The following is a 1,954-nucleotide window of genomic DNA, read 5'->3' as shown; positions in this document are numbered from 1 at the left end:
TTCAATGCTAAGAGATGGCGTCATGTGGGATGAAAATACAGCTAAAAATTAGCTATTGACGCCATAGTCGTTTGTTAAGCTGCTAGGATGCGATATTCTGTTTTAGACATTTTTGCTCTTACTAACGCCACATTACCACCAATTTTGTCATTCAATTGATTGACGAGTTCATTAAGTTCTTCAAAAGCTTGCTCGGGCATCTTAACTCCCGCTATGACCTTAGAAATTCGTTTCTGGTCAAAAGCATGAATTCCTGCACCTTTTTTCATCGATAAAACTCGATACTCCGCTTCGTAACTCCAGTCCGGAGATTTCATAAGAAACACATCTTTGACGGCGTTAAAATCCCTCTCCCCAGCAGTAATTATCGGCATGTCTTTGGTATACTCAACATCCCAACCAAAAAGCCGCTCTTCAACATTATTCATGTGGATATTTTGAGGGCTATCATCAACGGTGAATTCAACAACAAAACCTTCATGATTCTCAGCATAGTGTGACCACATTAAAATATTATCTGGCTTTTTGGTTAAACAGCATATTCCAACTTCTCCAATGACTCCGTCATGAAATTCACCGCTCTCCAATGAACGTTTTATACCATGCTCCATTTGCTTTCTTTTACTTAGTCTTTGAGCAGGAGAGAGTTTTAATCGTCTTCCCGCCTCTTTAAATAAATCGGGACGAGATTTTAAGTACGCCATGGACTTTTCGATATCGTATACAGTTTTACAATCAAATGGATCGTTAAACTCCGAATGGTGACTAAACTTCATGGTCCCGTCAGTCAAAATGCATTTGGATCCGCTCGAAAACGGCAGGTATTTATAAACTTTCAATTAAGATAAACCTTATACTTAATAAGCAGCTTAACGCCGCATTAAGGTGTGAGCAACGCTACCACGAAACTTAACCAGACCACCGTAAACACAAGACTCAACGATGGAATGAAAAATGCCAAGCGTTGAGAATCACTCTTAAATGCTTTGTTAGTTTCGTTGCTAATATATAGCTCTATACCTTTCTCGCATTTCATTTTCGCTACGACCGTGAATTTGGCTTGCAAGTTTATAATTCACTTCAGGCACCTTGTCCATAATTTCAACAGCTTTAGGAAAGTCTTCATTGTTAGGTAAAGTTGCAGACAGGACGTTACCAAATTTCTTTACGACACGCCTTTCTACTTTAGTTTTTGCAACCTCACCAAAGCCAACTAGAAAAGCACTTACTTCAATTAACAAATCATCTGTCATGTGTAGAGCTCTCTCAGTTAGATCAGATAACTGTGAAATCAAGCCGTCCCCCAACAAACCCTGTAATGTTTGGTAGTCAAGCGGTTGACCGAAATAAGACTTTAATTGAGGCATTAATTCGATGATGATTGAGTTTCGTTTTTCCCAAAGTTTCAATAACGAATTGTAGTTTGAAAAAATCGTCGCAATATACTCCAGATTAGACCATTTATTAATATTGGATGACTTTTCATTACTAACGATAAATGAAAGCGAAGCAATATCTATATTAGCTTCCCGTTCAGACAAGATGATAGGTGGAACAATCAACATTCTGCTTATGGGGTCGTTGCTTAATGCCCCAAAATAGTTTTGTTTTATTGAGATTAAGCTCATTCTAACGTCCATTGCAGACAGAAGAGTATTGTTAATACTATGAATTTTACCTATTTCTATTTTTGTCTTTTCTTGTCTATCAACTGAATAGTAAGCAACGCCAACACCGAGCGCACCAGAGACCAACACACTCCCAATAGGTAAAATATAGTCCTTTATTACATTGGTATGTAATCCCTCAATCGCTCCAACTAACAACTCAATATCACTTGCCACTTCTACCTCTGTACTAAATTTAACTGAAAGAAACTAACGCCAGCTTAAACCGCAGACAACGCACAAAACAAGCCACTGCATTACGCCTTAAACACTAAATTCACCGCAAA

Annotated in this window: 2 protein-coding genes; both read right to left on the bottom strand. The window is 38.2% G+C overall.

All coding sequences use genetic code 11. The features are described from left to right. Positions 1-74: 74 nt before the first annotated feature. On the bottom strand, positions 75-776 hold the full coding sequence (locus Q8W40_RS27860) for a DUF2971 domain-containing protein (RefSeq protein WP_305402083.1): 702 nt from the start codon (positions 774-776) through the stop codon (positions 75-77). A 225-nt stretch (positions 777-1,001) separates the two neighbouring features. Next, entirely contained in the window at positions 1,002-1,844 is an 843-nt protein-coding gene (locus Q8W40_RS27855) for a hypothetical protein (protein ID WP_305402082.1), read from the bottom strand. Positions 1,845-1,954: the final 110 nt, after the last annotated feature.

The organism is Vibrio penaeicida, from assembly GCF_030689305.1.
In the GTDB taxonomy this organism is placed as follows: domain Bacteria; phylum Pseudomonadota; class Gammaproteobacteria; order Enterobacterales; family Vibrionaceae; genus Vibrio; species Vibrio penaeicida_B.
This window is presented reverse-complemented; position numbering and strand designations above follow the sequence as displayed.

Bases quoted from the DNA above. Each gene is read 5' to 3' on its own strand.
- Q8W40_RS27860 (WP_305402083.1), bottom strand. From the start codon at position 776: ATGAAGTTTAGTCACCATTCGGAGTTTAACGATCCATTTGATTGTAAA.